This window comes from Enterococcus olivae (assembly GCF_053760925.1).
In genome coordinates this window covers 99074-114634 of sequence record NZ_JBSMVT010000007.1, presented here as the reverse complement: position 1 = coordinate 114634, position 15561 = coordinate 99074, and the positions used below count along the sequence as shown (strand labels likewise).

Annotated in this window: 17 protein-coding genes; 2 read left to right on the top strand and 15 right to left on the bottom strand. The window is 38.6% G+C overall.

The features are described 5' to 3' along the window. Nucleotides 1–30: 30 nt before the first annotated feature. From ACWODM_RS06905 to ACWODM_RS06870, 8 genes are read right to left on the bottom strand one after another with little or no spacing between them, the layout of a single operon-like run. On the bottom strand, nt 31–1002 hold the full coding sequence (locus ACWODM_RS06905) for a DUF1861 family protein (RefSeq protein ID WP_455320641.1): 972 nt from the start codon (nt 1000–1002) through the stop codon (nt 31–33). Further along, nucleotides 1003–2730, bottom strand: a complete 1728-nt coding sequence (locus ACWODM_RS06900) for a phospho-sugar mutase (RefSeq protein WP_455320640.1) — start codon at nt 2728–2730, stop codon at nt 1003–1005. A gap of 3 nt (nt 2731–2733) precedes the next feature. Then, nucleotides 2734–3795, bottom strand: a complete 1062-nt coding sequence (locus tag ACWODM_RS06895) for a BtaManbiosPhlase (protein ID WP_455320639.1) — start codon at nt 3793–3795, stop codon at nt 2734–2736. A 12-nt stretch (nt 3796–3807) separates the two neighbouring features. Further along, on the bottom strand, nt 3808–4704 hold the full coding sequence (locus ACWODM_RS06890; protein WP_455320638.1) for a DUF1861 family protein: 897 nt from the start codon (nt 4702–4704) through the stop codon (nt 3808–3810). Nucleotides 4705–4762: 58 nt separating this feature from the next. Further along, on the bottom strand, nt 4763–5599 hold the full coding sequence (locus tag ACWODM_RS06885) for a carbohydrate ABC transporter permease (RefSeq protein WP_455320637.1): 837 nt from the start codon (nt 5597–5599) through the stop codon (nt 4763–4765). Then, complete coding sequence (locus ACWODM_RS06880) at nt 5586–6497, bottom strand: carbohydrate ABC transporter permease (protein WP_455320636.1); 912 nt, start codon at nt 6495–6497, stop codon at nt 5586–5588. The genes ACWODM_RS06885 and ACWODM_RS06880 overlap by 14 nt, the downstream gene beginning before the upstream one ends. Then, the gene (locus ACWODM_RS06875) at nt 6460–7521 is read right to left on the bottom strand and encodes an extracellular solute-binding protein (RefSeq protein ID WP_455320635.1); all 1062 of its coding nucleotides are present in this window, start codon (nt 7519–7521) and stop codon (nt 6460–6462) included. Before ACWODM_RS06875 ends, ACWODM_RS06880 begins: the two co-directional genes overlap by 38 nt. Then, nucleotides 7484–7780, bottom strand: a complete 297-nt coding sequence (locus tag ACWODM_RS06870) for a hypothetical protein (RefSeq protein ID WP_455320634.1) — start codon at nt 7778–7780, stop codon at nt 7484–7486. Before ACWODM_RS06870 ends, ACWODM_RS06875 begins: the two co-directional genes overlap by 38 nt. 173 nt (nt 7781–7953) lie before the next feature. Here ACWODM_RS06870 and ACWODM_RS06865 point away from each other — a divergent pair, with 173 nt between their 5' ends. Further along, complete coding sequence (locus ACWODM_RS06865; RefSeq protein ID WP_455320633.1) at nt 7954–8943, top strand: LacI family DNA-binding transcriptional regulator; 990 nt, start codon at nt 7954–7956, stop codon at nt 8941–8943. Between the two features lie 43 nt (nt 8944–8986). On the opposite strand, the gene ACWODM_RS06860 is transcribed toward ACWODM_RS06865, so the two are convergent. Next, nucleotides 8987–9961, bottom strand: coding sequence for a serine hydrolase domain-containing protein (locus ACWODM_RS06860; protein WP_455320632.1), 975 nt, complete (start codon nt 9959–9961; stop codon nt 8987–8989). A gap of 163 nt (nt 9962–10124) precedes the next feature. Here ACWODM_RS06860 and ACWODM_RS06855 point away from each other — a divergent pair, with 163 nt between their 5' ends. After that, nucleotides 10125–10367 carry a hypothetical protein gene (locus ACWODM_RS06855; protein ID WP_455320631.1) on the top strand — a complete coding sequence of 81 codons (243 nt, stop codon included), beginning with the start codon at nt 10125–10127 and terminating at the stop codon, nt 10365–10367. A gap of 45 nt (nt 10368–10412) precedes the next feature. Here ACWODM_RS06855 and ACWODM_RS06850 read toward each other — a convergent pair whose 3' ends face one another. Genes ACWODM_RS06850 through ACWODM_RS06825 form a run of 6 tightly spaced genes read right to left on the bottom strand, consistent with a single transcriptional unit; the run spans nt 10413 to nt 15559 of the window. Continuing rightward, nucleotides 10413–11312 carry a ketose-bisphosphate aldolase gene (locus ACWODM_RS06850; protein ID WP_455320630.1) on the bottom strand — a complete coding sequence of 300 codons (900 nt, stop codon included), beginning with the start codon at nt 11310–11312 and terminating at the stop codon, nt 10413–10415. Nucleotides 11313–11334: 22 nt separating this feature from the next. After that, complete coding sequence (locus tag ACWODM_RS06845) at nt 11335–12189, bottom strand: class II fructose-bisphosphate aldolase (protein WP_455320629.1); 855 nt, start codon at nt 12187–12189, stop codon at nt 11335–11337. Between the two features lie 9 nt (nt 12190–12198). Continuing rightward, a complete protein-coding gene (locus ACWODM_RS06840) occupies nt 12199–13278 on the bottom strand; it encodes a PTS fructose transporter subunit IIC (protein WP_455320628.1) in 1080 nt (359 codons plus the stop codon). Between the two features lie 13 nt (nt 13279–13291). Next, nucleotides 13292–13597, bottom strand: a complete 306-nt coding sequence (locus ACWODM_RS06835; RefSeq protein WP_455320627.1) for a PTS fructose transporter subunit IIB — start codon at nt 13595–13597, stop codon at nt 13292–13294. Nucleotides 13598–13611: 14 nt separating this feature from the next. Further along, nucleotides 13612–14094 (bottom strand): PTS sugar transporter subunit IIA, encoded by a 483-nt coding sequence (locus ACWODM_RS06830; protein ID WP_455320626.1) that lies wholly within the window; start codon nt 14092–14094, stop codon nt 13612–13614. Then, nucleotides 14057–15559 (bottom strand): BglG family transcription antiterminator, encoded by a 1503-nt coding sequence (locus tag ACWODM_RS06825; RefSeq protein ID WP_455320625.1) that lies wholly within the window; start codon nt 15557–15559, stop codon nt 14057–14059. Before ACWODM_RS06825 ends, ACWODM_RS06830 begins: the two co-directional genes overlap by 38 nt. Between the last annotated feature and the right edge of the window lie 2 nt (nt 15560–15561).

Genomic DNA, 15561 nt, shown 5'->3' with positions numbered 1-15561 from the left:
TGGATCTTCTAGGATGTTGACGAAAAAAAATTATCGTGTTTCTCTCAAATCTATGAACTGAGGATTTATGAGCTTTCCGTAGCCTTTAAATGGATATTCTATTTTAGTAACAGCCTCACAGGTGTCTCCGACCCCTGAATAAAGTGTGCAATAATCTTCGTTATGATAAATGATTCCTGATGGGAAACAACATTCCTTCAAATGCGGTCTCTTCTCTGGTGCTTTTGCAAAACTTTTACTTGTGGCAATCATTTTATAATTTGCGATCACCAATGTTTCTGGTTCTAAAACAAAAGACATCACCGTATAGATACTCTGATCTTCTTCTTTATAGGAGAGATGCCCAATAACTCCTATCTTGCCACTGTCTAACAAATAAGCTTGATTGACACCACCCCATTCTAAAGAGCCAAACAAATCTGGAAGGATCTCGGCATTCTCGATCACATGCGCATTCAAGTCAGCCAGCGAATCAATAATCGTAAAACCAATGAGAGACTCACTACCGTACTGTTCGATCAGTTTCTTATTTCTAGGCCTTGAAAAAACACCGATTCGTCTATCGGCTAATTCAACAAGTCGGATGTCCTTCATATTCTCAGGTCCAGTTGTAAAATATTTCAAATCCTCTAAATCTTGTCCATAGTAAAAATATCCAAAGTAAGATTTTAGTACATCTTCCTCGACTACTTGAACATGTGTACCTCCCATAACGATTTGATCATGAACAAAAGAAATATACGGATCCTCCAACTGATAGTGCATGGAGTCATCAACTAGAGACCATCGATTTTGATCCGTACGCTCGAAAAGTCTAACCCAAGATCTCATCCACTCCTTCCGACGTTCTATGCGACCGTAACTATACCATTTTCCCTTATAAAAAAATGGTTGAGAACAATTATAGACATCCCAGCCTTCCATACCTTCAAAATTCAGAAGACTTGTTTCTTGTACATCTAGATTTTGTTCAAATTTTTCTTTTCTATCTTTTGCGTTCATTTATTTTTCCTCTGTATCTATCAATTTATGAAAAGCTTGTCGTAATTCTTGCAATTTACTTTTTGCAAGTTCTTCTTCATCGTCATTTACAGAATAGTATATTTTCAGTTTCGGCTCTGTACCTGACGGACGGATACACACCCAGTCTTCATTATCCAACACAAATTTTAAAACATTCGACTTTGGCAGTGTCAGCTCATCAGTCATCCCGTTAGAATAATCGGTAATGGTCTGTGCTAGGTAGTCTTCTTTTTTAGCAATTTGAAACCCACCAATACGTGTCGATGAGGTTGTTCGCAACTGTTCCATTTGCTCTTCCATTTGTTTCATGCCATTTTGTCCTTTAAACTCTTTACTTTCCAAGGACTCTTTGAAGAAGCCAAATTCTTGATAAATCTCGCACAATCGGTCAGCTAATGTCTTGCCTTGAACCTTAGACTCAAGAGCAGCTTCTGCCAAAAGTATTGCTGCTTGAACAGCATCTTTGTCACGAACAAAAGGTTCTACCAAGTAACCATAACTCTCTTCATAGCCAAAAAGAAATTTTTTCCCTAGATATTTTTCAGCTAATTCTATTTGTTCTCCAATAAATTTAAAGCCCGTCAGCGTATTTCTCGTTTCTACCAAGTACTTTGCGGCCATTTTTGCACCCAATTCTGAAGTGACAATTGTTTTTGCCAAAAAATATGAAGCCATATCTTCTTGCACGCTTTTTTTGCGTAACAAATAATCGAGCATTAGCACACCTATTTGATTTCCGTTTAAATATATCGGTTCATCATTTTTTAAAATCACCGCACCCAAACGATCAGCATCTGGATCCGTCGCTAAAACCAAGTCAGCTTTTTGTTTTCGCGCAAGATCAAGAGCCAAGTCGAACGCCTCCACTTCTTCGGGATTGGGTGATCGAACTGTTGAGAAATCAGGATCATTTACAATTTGTTCAGGAACTGCAATGAAATCCATAAATCCGAACTGAGTCAATGCTTTTTGAATCAAATTCATTCCTGTTCCATGCAGTGGACTATAAACAATTCGTAACTGGGCTCCGTATTCTCTTACAAATGTTTGATCTTGAATCACTGTCTGTAGTTGCTTGATATAAGCTTTATCTGCTTCCACAGAAAACAGACAAACTTTTCCAGTATCCAAATATTTTTGTAATGGTTTTGCACTGATTTCCAATTCATTCGTGATCGATGCCAGAATGTCCATCAACTGGGCGGCAGTCTCTAATGTTATTTGACCTCCATCCTGTCCATAGACTTTGAATCCATTGTATTCTTTTGGATTATGACTAGCAGTGATCATCACGCCAGAAAAAGCTTGATACTCTCGTACTAAAAATGATAATTCCGGTGTCGGACGTAATTTATCTGATAAATATACTCTTATATCCTTTGAAGCTAAAATACGAGCTGTCCATTCAGCAAACAACTGTGCTTGATGTCTGTTGTCATACGAAATCACAACCCCTTGTGCCATAGCTTCTAAACCCTGATTCTTTATATAGAGTGCCAAGCCCAATGCAACTCGTTTGATCGTATAAACATTCATTCGATTAATGCCCGCGCCAAGCTCTCCTCGCATTCCACCAGTTCCAAATTCAAGGTATCGATAAAACTGATCTTGTAATGTTTCCTCTCGATCATTCGACAGTCTTTTTTTTAACGCTTGATCCAATTCAGCAAAAGAACGCCATTCCTCCAATTTTTCTTTCCAGTTCATTTTCTACCCTTCTTTAACTTGTTTTAGAATCTCACTAATGGACATCGTACAGCCAGCCATAGAAGTATCCGCTACACCGTAGTACATGGTCAGCCGATCTCCATCGACCAATCCTCCACAGCCAAAAACAACATCTCCAAAAAAGCCATTTTTTTCGTATTCTTCTTCAGGTTCCATAATTGGGTGCTCGCTTCTAGCAATCAATTTTGACGGATCATCTAAATCTAGCAATGCTGCCCCCATACAATAGCGATTCTCTGGAGTAGCTCCATGATAAATAACTAACCAGCCTTCCTGTGTTTTGATAGGAACAAGGCCGCCGCCTACACGTCCGCTATCCCATTTACTTGGTCGAATACCAATCAGATGTTTATGATTTCCCCAGCTTTGTAAGTCAGGAGAAGATGCAATCCAAATATCGTAGTTCCCGATACTTTTCAATGATGGTCTGTGTAAAGCATAGTACTGCTCATTTATTTTCTCCGGAAAAATTAGGACATCTTTATTCTCTGGTGCAAATATATTTCCCATATCTTTGAAGATTTTAAAATCCTTCGTGCTCACTAATGAGTCACAAACACCTACGGGAGATACTGAACTAAAGTTGATGTAGTACGTATCTTCTATCTGAGTACAGCGTGCATCCTCAATACCAAATATTTGATACTTGTTATTAGGATATAGCAACGCCTCATCATCTACGGTAAAACGATGTCCGTCTTTACTTCTAGCAACTCGTATATATGAGAGAGAAGTCAAGTAAATAAAACTATCCAGTTTGTCTTTCAAACGTATCATACGTGGATCTTCAAAATCGTATCGTTCATCATTTTTATCAAACTCAACGATTTCCAATTCATTGGTCTCTAAATCAATCACAGGGGCTTTGACTATGTTTCTCTGTCTAGAGATAGGTCGTTCCGCTACACGTAAAAAAAGCAAGACCTCATCTTTATACTGAGCAACACCTGCATTAAAAGCTCCAATCACTTCATGATCTTCATGTAAAGGAGGAACATCTAACGGACATACCAAAGGATTTTCTAAAAAGCGTTCAATCTTCATATGCATTAACCTCTACTTAAATGGATTTTTGATTATAATTTTTTGGGCACCGGCATCACTGATACCAGCGTATAGTGTTGCTGTGTTTTCAGAAAGTACCAGACCTCCACTTAATACAACATCAGTTAAATCAGGTCGCTTAGATGGACCTTCTCTGAAATCCATACGTTCAGCAATGATTTTAGGAACCAGCATCTCTCCTTTTAGCAGATCTAGCTCAAAACTCATTGCATAATAGTGGCGATCACCATTTTCATCAAAATTGGCAATATGTCCGAGAACAAAGACTTGCTCTTCCAACAAATGAATTTCGTTTCCACCGCCCCATTCATCATCTATAAACTGATTCTTTAACAGTGGTGCATTTTCGATCGCAGGAATCGTCAAATCGTCTAAACGATCAATGATGCAATAGCCTATTTTTCCGCGTCCACCTTTTGTGCCTTGGGGCCGAGTCAATACGAGAATCCGATTATCTGCCAATTGTTTCAATCGCAAATCCTTCATTCCTAACGGTCCTTCAAAAATTCTTGTTGCATCATTTATTCCTTCCACACAATAAAAAACTGTGCGCCAGTTTGTTTTTTGTTCATCAAAAAAAACTTCTACACCGCCTAAAATCACCTTTTCATCAACTACCATGTAAAACGGATCCTGCAAGTTAAGCTCCAAACTATTTTCAATTACATACCAATGATTTGACTCTTTTTCTGAGAATAAACGGATCGTTGAAACTTCGCTGTCTCTAGCCTCGACTCTGCCAGCAATAACGATCGCATCTCCCAACTTGAAGGGGGCAGTGATGTTGTACACATCCAGTCCATCGACACCTACAAATGTTAATGTTTTCGCTGGTCCGATCGCAGGAGATTCATGGTATTCTTCTAATAACTTTTTTGTATAGATCACGCTTACACCATCCTGTTCAATAAATATTTTCTAATCACTTGATCAATTAATAATTTTTTTATTTTAATGTGAATTGCATACCATCCTGGAATTGTTTTGAGAAAATCAGAAACAAGACGATCAGTGGCAGCGTCAGTAATACAGAAGCCGCATACATAGGACCCGGATAGGTTCCATATGGTCCAAACATTTGAGAAATCAATACATTAAGTGTTGTAGTAGCATCACTTTTTGAAACAATCATATCCCACAAAAGATTGGTCCAGCGATCAGTATACAAAAACAAAAAGATGACTGTCGTGATAGATTTCGACATCGGTAAAACAATTCTGAAAAGAATATTCATTTCAGTAGCTCCATCCAGTTTCGCTGCCTCGATCAACGTGTCAGGAATTGCTTTAAAAAAATTGGTATACATAAATATCGCCCATAAACTGATGGCAGTCGGGATAATCATCCCTGCATAAGAGTCCAGCAAACCAACATTGGTAATCATCAAAAATTGAGGTATCAATAAAATGATCGCCGGGAAAAACATTTGAAACAAAATAAAGTTATTAACGATTTTTTTGCCTTTAAAATCGATTTTCGCTAACGCATAACCTACCATTAGTGCGAACAGCATCATTAATATTGTCGCAACCGTTGCAACGATGATTGTATTAAAAAAAGCACCTAGCCAAGGAGCATTCGCTGATGTCGAAGCATCCCCAAAAAGCCATGTCCATGAGCGCAAGCTAAAGTTGCTTGGAATCAATTTTCGATCCACTTGATCCCAAGAAGCAAAAGAATGCAACACTAAATAAATGAATGGAAAGGTCATGATCAACATGACCATTGTCGTGACAACATACAGAAATACTGTTTTTGGTTTCGATTTTTTAAGTCCACCCATTTTTTTCACCCCACATTTCTAACAGTTTGCGTATCAAGCCAATCGAAGCGAAGGTAACGACTGAAGCCAGTAAAGCGACAGAAGAAGCATACCCAGATTTAAGCCCCACAAAAGCTTGATTATAAATTTCCATTTGCCAAGTATTCGTTGCAAAATTAGGACCTCCACCGGTCAACTGATAGACCTCCGTAAAGATTCCAAAACTAACGCCTACAGCTAAAACCGTAACGGTAAAAAATGCTGGATACAACATTGGAAAAGTAATTTTCCAAAATCGAGTCCATGCTGAAGCTCCATCAATTGCCGCAGCTTCATATACTTCTCGATTGATGTTCGCCAAGCCAGAGATCAAAATCAATCCATAATACCCTGACATTTTCCATGCGATCATCAAAGATACAATAAAAATTGCTGTGTAAGGATTTCCAAGCCAGTCAATGTCCAAATTGAATCTACTTCGCAGAAAAATATTGAGAGGTCCGTTGTAAGACAATAACCCTTTTACAATCAATGAAGTCACAACTCCACTTGAAAGATATGGAAGAAAAAAAGCAACCATATACAATCCTTTGAACTTAGGCAAGCTATTGACCAACAACGCAATAATCATCGACATAACTAATGCCATAGGAACAAAAACTAGCAGAAATTTGTAGGTTACTATAAAGGCTGACTGGATAGCCGGACTTTTTACAGCTGTAATAAAGTTTTTGAACCCAATAAAATTGATTGTTGGTGAAATCATATTCCAATCAGTCATGGCTAACCAGAACGACCACAATAACGGCAACAAAAAGAAAATCAGTGTAAAGATAATGTATGGGCTGGTAAATAACCAGCCCAAGATATTATTTTTTTCTTCATTCTTGCAGCACCCCTTCAATTGCTGCCTTAGCATCCTTCACTGCATCATTAGCTGTTTTTTCACCTCTAACAGCAGGAACCCAAGCACTTTCACCAAATACTTGCTGAATGTCATTGTATTTTTCATTATCCATTGCAGGTACTGCATACGGAACATTTTCTGCATAAACTTTCATCGCTGGATTTTCTTCAAAGTAATCTGTGAATGCAGCATTCTCAGTAGCATCATCACGAGCAGGGATCAAAGAAGTTACTTCCAACCACTTCATGTCATTTTCTTCATTGCTGTAAACGAATTCTAAAAATTTCATTGCTGCAGCTTGTTCTTCTTCGGTAGCTTGTGCATACATTACAATCCCTTTCGCATCCGCATAAGTAGAGATATTCTCCTCGTCTTTCAATGCATCCGGTACAGCAGGTGTAGTCACTGTATAATTTTTACCAAACTCTAATTCAGGATACTTTTCTTCCCAGTTAGGGAATGTCCACGGGCCTAAATCAGCCATGATACTATCACCATTTTCAAAAGGATCAGTTGCTTCACCAGTACGTAGCACCTTCTCTTGAGATAAGGAATTCATCAAATCAAAGACTTCTTCCAAGGCTGTTTCATCAGCAACAAACTGATTATTTTCTACAAAGTTTGTCCCATTACTTGCTGCGTTGTATAGTGGGAAGAAATCGAACCAACGCATCCATGCTGTGGGATCTGCCAAATCTTTTTTAGCCCACAATGCTTTATCCGTCTCTTTTACTTTTTCAACAACTGCTAATACTTCCGAATAAGTTTTAGGAGCTTCCTCAAAACCGAGCTCTTCCAAGATGTCTAAACGCCATGCAAATAAAATAGGATTGGAATACGCCGGTAAAACGTACTGATTGTCATCAGAGAACTTCCAGCTTCCGATTGTTTGTGTCATCTTACGATTTTCAACGATCGTCTCAAAATTGTCTTGTTCATTCAAAGGTAAGATGGCTTGACTTTCTGCAAGCTGAGCGGCAAAACTTCTGTTGATATTTTCAGATAAAAGTAGGTGCTGTTTTGGACGCAATCGCACTTTGGATTGTTGCCTCCGAAGATGGACTCTCTTTCATTTGACTAACTTCTACTACGATACCTTCATTTTCTTTTTCAAATTCTGTGGCCATCTCCTCCCAATACTTTACCTGAGTAGGATTCGGGGCAGCCCAAAAAGTAACTTTTATTTCTCCATCATTTGTCCCAGAACTATCATTTCCTGAATTTCCACAAGCTGACATTGCTACAACACCCATCAGCAATGCAGATAAACCAATAATCATTTTTTTCGCTTTCATAATGAAGCCTCCTATAAAATATTGTTAGCGTTTTCTCGATTGCATGTTGATAATATCATTCGTAACTTAAAATGTCAACATTATGTAATTATAATTACAAACATTACAAAACTTACATATTTTACGAAAGTATGGTATAATAATGCGTAAAATGAGAATAAGCAGGTGATCATATGAAAAAAACATCTATGCAAGATATAGCTGATGCTTTAGGAATATCTCGCAATTCAGTTTCTCAAGCACTTAGAGGAAAATCTGGAGTGAGTAAATCTACTCAGATATCTGTGAAAAAAAAGGCTGACGAATTAGGTTATCAATACAATGAACATACCTTACAAAATGACAAGAAAAAAATCTTACTAATCGCAACAGAATTTGCTTTTTCACAACTGAGTTTCTTTGGTGAGATTATCAAAAGTATGGAGAATGTCTGCAAAACAGCAGGACATAACTTACAAAATTTTGTCCTTACAAGCGAGATTCTATTAAACCAAAAGCTACCTAAAGATTTAAATAGCTTTGACGGTATTATTATTTTGTCTCACAGTTCGAATAGTTACATAAAAAAAATCATAGATTCTCATTTACCAGTTATACTTGTAGATCATCATGATCCCTCTTTGCTAGCAGATGCTATTCTTTCAAAAAATACTGACGGTGCGTTTCAAGCTGTGTCTTTACTAGCTGATCACGGACACAAAAGAATTGGTTTTATCGGTGATATCGATTTTTCTCCCAGCTATCTAGAACGCTATAGAGGGTATCAGCGTGCCTTTAAAGAATTCAACTTTACTCATGAAGAAGATATCGAACTTATACAGATAGAAGAAACTCAAGGAGCCTTGTTCACAAAGTTAAAAAAAATTCAGCATATGCCTGATGCTTGGTTCTGTGTCAACTCAGGACTAGCTTTTATGTTGAACAACTATCTACAGACAGCAGGATATACGATTCCTGATGACATTGGTATCATCTGTTTTGATGACACGGAATTTACACGCATGGCTGTTCCTCAAATCACTAATGTAGCAACCAATCTTCAATATATGGGACAATTAGTGATAAAAGTTTTACTGGAAAGAATTGCTGATCCCACAGCGCCATTCACCCATCATCAAATTGTTCCACAATTAAATGTTCGAGAGTCTATCAAAATAAACTAAAAAAAAATGTGAGAATTTTGTTATTTTCTCACACTTTTTTTACTTAGTATTTTTCTTCAAAATATTTGCTGATAATCTCATCCCGATGTTTGATATATTCCTCCCGCTCGTCCGTTGGATGAACACGATTGGAAAGAAAAATAAAAGCTTGATTTTTTCGAGGATCCATCAATAAAAACGTTCCCGTGTAACCAGTATGGAACAGCATTCTTTCTTTTAGATCCCAACCTAACGATCGCTGATCTTTCCCTGAGGGTGTTTGATCCTGTAGCAGCCAGTCAATCGTTTCAGCCTTTAAATAGCTGGCATCAAAATACGTTTTTACAAAGCGGTGGATATCATTCAATGACGTGAATAGTCCTGCATTCCCTGCATGTTTACCTAAAACACGCGCTTTCGGATCATGGGTCTCACCTTTCATAATCTGTCCGTTTATTCGCTGAGTTGGCACGATTTGTTCATGAATGACCGGTGGAAACTGACTTTCTGTCATCCCAATCGGTAGCAAGACTTCTTTTTGAAAAATTTCAGTTGCAGGCATCTGATAGAGTTCTTCTAGCATAAATCCCAGTAGGATCGTTCCTGCATCGGTATACAAAACTTTTTTACCTAGGGAATCCCCTGGTTGTAATGTCAGATACGCCTGTCGCAATTCTTCAGCAGATAGCTGATCGCGGTTTTCGATCCACGTTTGTATATCAGAAGTATGCGTCAACAGATGACGCAAGGTGATCTGCTGATTTTGAAAGGCCGGCAAATACCTTTGTAAAGGAGCATCCATTTCCAGTTCCCCTTGCTCCCACAGGCGCAAAACTACGCTAGCTGTACAGATCACTTTAGTCAAGGAAGCAACATCAAAAAGATGCTGTTGAGTCATTTTTTCTTTTTGCGGCAGTGTTGCTGCATATCCTAAGACTTGTGTTTCCTGTTTGTCTGCTTCTATAAACTGATAAATGACACCAGAAAAAATAGCTTCTTTTAATTTACTTTGAATCATTTTTTGTGTTTTAGAATACATTTCCGCCTCTTTCTCCTAGGTATTCCCTCGGTAAATAATCTGATTTTCTTTTGAAATTTTTCGAGATTCTCTTCTCTCTTTTACTCTATTTTACCAAAATTCCTGTTCATTCTGTATATTTGATGGGAAAATAAGGCTATCAAATATACAGGAGTTGACGAAAATGGAACCAAACATTCTAAGTATCAAATACGCTCTGGTCAGCTTCGTAGTCCTGTTCTTTGCTACGATGGTGATCATTGGCTTCTCCTCCGACTTTTCCACTGCCTTAGAGCAGTCTCGAAGCGAACAGTTCCTTCTTTTAGGTGAAACTGCTTGGAAGATCCTGCGTTTCTCACTTCCTCCGTTAATTATCATTGGCGCAGTCTTTTATTTTTATATTTTTCCTAGTCAAAGTAGAGCGTAAAGCAAAAACTATCCATCCGCAACCAGATGGATAGTTTTTTATAGTCTAAACAAATTCTTGTCTAAATGGCTGTTCGTTGTCTGCCCGGTAGATGCTAGCCTTTCCGATGGAATTGAATAGCTCCATTTTTTTCTTCACAACTTTTTTCGCTTCATCGATACATTCTGGATAAATAGCATTCGAATCCCATAATTCAGTACTCGCCAGTATTTCACGACATTTTTTATAAAATGCATATTTGTAATCAGAAGAAATATTGACCTTTTGAATACCGATCGCTACTGCTCGAGCAATTTCTTCATCAGGATTTGCAGAACCGCCATGCAATACTAGAGGAATATCCACTTTTTCCTTGATTTGTTCTAAAACATCCATTTTCAGTTCTGGTTTAACATCTTTTGGATAGATGCCATGTGCTGTTCCAATGGCTACAGCCAATGTATCGATACCGGTTTTTGCTACGAATTCTTCTGCATCTTCAGGTTTCGTATAAATCACCTCAGAAACGCCACCTTCGATCGTTGTACCCGTGTTACCAATCGTTCCTAGCTCTCCTTCAACAGAGATGCCGATTTTTTTACATACATCGACCACTTCTTTGGTAACTGCGATGTTTTCTTCAAAAGGTAAAAGAGAACCATCGATCATCACGGAAGTAAAACCACAGTGGATCGCACGCATGATACTTGCCAGACTATCTCCATGATCCATGTGAATAACAAAAGGAACACTGCTATTTTTAGCACGAGATACCGCATACTGGAAGAACTCATCTTTGACAAAATCTAATTCTGTTGGATGAACGGCAATAATTGCCGGTGAGTCGTTCTCTTCTGCAGCTTCAACAACCACTCGTAAAAAATTACTATCCGCTACGTTAAATGCTCCTACAGCAAATTTATTTTCTTTCGCAATCTCTAACATCTGGCTCATATTAATCAACATAGTATTATTCTCCAATCTTTTTTTATAATGCTTTATTTTCGGAACCTGCAATTTTGATGTATTTCTTGACGACTTCTTTTCCAGCTGCGATCGTTGCATGAATCAGCTCAGGATAGCCGATTGCAGCCTCTGCATCCAGTCGACTTTGGATCTCCGATAATTGGGCTTTCATGAAATCCGACCCCACATTGATCTTGTTGATCCCCAGTGCCACTGAACGACGAATATTTTCTTCCCCTGCGCCTGAACCACCATGTAGAACCAAGGGCAAGTTCGTTGCCGCTTTGATTTTTTCTACAATATCAAAACGAAACTCAGGTACATACCCTTCTGGATAATCTCCATGAGACGATCCGTATGAGAGCGCCAAACAGTCCACTCCAGTTTCCTGAATAAAGCGGATCGCTTGATCCGGATCCGTATACATCTCCTCCTTCGTCCATTGATCGCCGGCCACAGCACCTAAATCACCGACTTCTGCTTCTACACTCGCGTTGAATTGCTGAGCAAAAACCACCAATTCTCTAGTGATACGAATGTTTTCTTCCAATGGATACATGGAGGCATCCATCATGACACTTGAAAATCCTTCATGCAGACATTGTTTGACAAAGGCTACATCTTGTCCATGATCCAGATTGATCGCTACATCTATTTTGGCATTGTTAGCCATCCGAATAATGGGCTTGGTTAAGTAACGATGATCCAAATGCATTTTCAGGTGATCCTGCAGCAAATCGACAATAATCGGTGAATGCAGCTCTTCTGCAGCTCCTATAGCTGCCTTGGCGGTCTCCAAGTTAAAACAGTTGATCGCTAAAACGGCATACTTCTCTTTGTTCGCTTTAGCCAGCATTTCTTTCATAGAAACGTACATAATAACCTCCTAAGAAATTTTGATTGAAGAAAAGTCTACTTCCTCTTCCTCGACATCTTCGACTACCTCTACTGGTTCTTTCTTCAAAATAAACAACAGGATACCCGTAATTGCTGAGCCAATCAGTAAAGCAATCGTGAATTTCAATGGGTCAGTCATTGCTGGGATAATAAAGACGCCACCGGAAGGAACTGGTGAGCCCACGCCCCAACTCATACTTAAACCACCACCAATTGCTGCACCGATCGTACAAGAAGCAATCACACGTAACGGATCGACTGCAGCGATCGGAATAACCCCTTCTGTGATCATTGCTAACCCCATTGGGAAAGCAATTTTGATATTGTCTTCTTCTCCCTGTGAGAATTTTGGTTTTTTGAAGACCTTAGACAAGATCCACGCAAAGGTCACACCAAAAGGCGGAACCATCGATGCTAAAATCTTCACTGCTTCAGGTTCCTGGATTCCTTCCAACAGCATGCCGTCTGCAAAGAGAGAGGCTACTTTATTGATCGGACCACCAAAGTCAAAGGCCGCCATACCACCAACGATCGAACCGAATAGAAACTTCCCTGAACCTTGCAAATTAGTTAAGAATTCAGTCAACGCATTGGTCGCCCAAACAATCGGAACTCCGATGACAAAATACATGGCCAAGCCAACGATAACTGTCGAAGCAACCGGTACGATCATCATCGGCATCAATCCTTGCGCCCACTTCGGAACTTTAAGATTTTTTACTAGGAATAGAACAAAGAAACCAACAATATACCCCCCTAACATTCCGCCCAAGAAACCTGCACCAATGGAATTAGCGATCAATCCCATAAATAAACCTGGTCCAATTCCTGGTCTGTCTGCAATTGAGTAAGCAATCGCAGCAGAAATCACTGGTGCTAACAGTCCCATACCCAGTACACCTAGCGATACAAGTGCATCAGACAAAGAATAATTAGTGGAATAATCGCTAATTACTTGTCCGCCGGTCAGATTTCCAATGGCAATCAGCAACCCAGCTGTGACTACAACTGGCAGCATGTAAGAAATAGCTGTTAGAGCATGTTTTTTTATTTCTAATTTGCGTAACATAAACCCATCTCCTTTATAATTGTTCTTCTATTTTGTTGATCAACCCTTTAGGTGCCTTGATGACTAAACTTGTTGGAACTTCTACTACTTTCTTCCCTTTGAAACGATCTTTTCCTCCTACTTTGATATCTGCTGCAATGATGACTACATCTGCGGTATCGATATCTGCTTGTGTTAATTCATCCTCTGTACCAATGGTACCTTGTGTTTCGATATGAACTTCGTGCCCTAGTGCTCGGGCAGCCTTGATCAGCTTTTCCTTTGCAATATACGTGTGTGCGATTCCTGATGTACATGCGGCAATTCCAACGATTTTCATGATACTTCCCCCTTTTATTCCGGTTTTTTAGACAATAAATCAATCATCTCTTTTTTGGTTGTTGCCTGATGCAGATCTTCAATAAAAGTTTCATCTGCCAGCAGCATCGCTACTTTTTGCAACAATTTGATGTGTAGTGTGTTAGCTTCTAGATTTCGAACAGCAAACAGAATAATCACGTTGACCGGTTCGTCATCCAGCGACTCCCATTCAATCGGTACCAATGTTTTTCCGACAACCAAAGACGTCTTCACGACACAGTCTGATTTCCCGTGAGGAATAGCAATTCCTTGCCCTAAGCCTGTCATTCCCTCCTTTTCTCGATCAAATACATCCTCTGAAAAACCATCAATATCTGTGATCAAATCATTTTGATAAAGTAGCTTCGTCAGCTCAATGATCACTTCTTCCTTTGTCGTTGCTTTCAATTCTAAATTCACCAAATCTTCCGTGATGACATCAGCTATACTGAAGTTTTCTGTTAAATGTTGCTCCATTACCCATTCCTCCTAAAAGTTTCTTCGTTCTTTCCTCATCTTGTTTTGTAAAAACAGAATTAACTAAAATCGTTGGTATTGTTGTTTGATGTGTAAAGTGAATCGTGGTCAAAATCAAATCGATGTCCTCGTATTTGTCTAAATTTTTACTGAATTTTTTAGATGAAAGAACGTCCACGATCTCAATATCTGGAAAAGCCTTTCGAACTTTCACTTTCAACAGCTCTGAAGTTCCGACACCACTGCTACACATGATCAATATTCGTTTTTTTCTTTTTTGCATCTCTTTGTAACGGACAAAGTACAGAACTAAAAAACCAATTTCATCTTCACTGATTGTTGATAAATAAAATTTCTTTTCTGCTTTTCTGGCCACTTGCATCACGTATTGATACATCGTTTGATACTCCAGGCGAATATCTTTCAACAATTCGTTTTTGATAACGATGTCATTTTTCAAGCGATACAACAAAGGGGCAATGTGACTGATTAAATCTTCCTGATACTCTGTGGTATGGATAGAAGCGCCTGTGAGTTTGGTCAATTCTTCCATGAAGTAAGAAGTCAGTTCGATTGCTTCTTTTTCTTTGTTTATGATATGAGTGTCGTTATTTTCCAAACGGGAAGATATCAAATACTGAAATAAGAAAAACGATTCGATTTCGGCTAGTTCATATCCCAGATACCCAGACATTCTCTGAATAACTTCTTTTGAAACTCTATAGATTGAAGGATATTTTTTTATCAGCTCCTCTTCATCGCTGTCTAAACGGTTATCTATTTTTTCAGAGATCTCTCCCTCGCGACTGCGTTTCAGTAAAATATACAGATGAGAGAAGATATTGATGTTGTAGGGATAACTAATACTCGTTCTTAATTTCTTTTCGATAAATTCCAACAGAAACGTAATGTAATCAATATCGTAGGCATTGACATTTTTCGAATCTGCCAAGAATGTTTCATCTATTAGATTCTCCTGACCAATCAAATGATTGACCGCTTTGCGAATATTTTTTTCTTCACCTACTATCGAAAGTCTACGATCCTTCTTCTCTAATTTCAGCTGATACTTCTTCAGAAATACATGCATTTTTTTTGTGTCTTGGATAATCACTGTATCTGTAACAAAATAAGGTTCAAACAGATCCATGATTCTTACTTTATTCGGAGATTTAAAAAGCAGCGTCAGCATGATATTGTTGCGTCGATTAAAAGCTTCATCCATTCGTTCCCCAGTACCTTCGTGACTTTCCTTCAAATACTTCTCATAATCCAAACGAAAACCTCTGCCTACCTCAGAAATGATGATGTCTCCGCTAGAAGACTCTTCATTGATTCTTTTGATAGTTCTATAGATTGTTTTAGTAGAGACATGAGCAAAACTTGCAAGCTCTTGTGCGGTCAGAGTCATGTCATTTTTTATCAATAGTTCTAATAAATGATTTTCTCTCTTGCTTAGCTGCATAT